The 244-nt window shown below is 73.0% G+C and carries 1 protein-coding gene; it reads right to left on the reverse strand.

Going from position 1 to position 244, the window contains the following annotated elements:
- The coding region (locus tag SB751_RS34260) for a GNAT family N-acetyltransferase (protein ID WP_410749530.1) at nt 1-244 on the reverse strand (244 nt) is incomplete at both ends.

Below are 244 nucleotides of genomic sequence, written 5' to 3' on the forward strand. Positions count from 1 at the left end.
CTCCAGACGATGCCGCACATAAGAGATGCCGTCATCCACGACGCCCACGCGGCGCATCCCGAGCTTGTGTGCGACGTTCAGCGAACCGGTGTTGGCCGCCGCGATGTCGGCGATCACACGCGGCAGCCGCACGGTGTCGAATGCGTGCCGCACGACGGCCGCCGCGGCCTCGCTCGCGATGCCGCGCCCCCACGCCGTGCGCACGAGCCGCCAGCCGATCTCGACGTCGCGCGCGCCGCCCGCG

It is taken from the genome of Cupriavidus sp. SIMBA_020, from assembly GCF_046535395.1.
Taxonomy (GTDB): domain Bacteria; phylum Pseudomonadota; class Gammaproteobacteria; order Burkholderiales; family Burkholderiaceae; genus Cupriavidus; species Cupriavidus campinensis.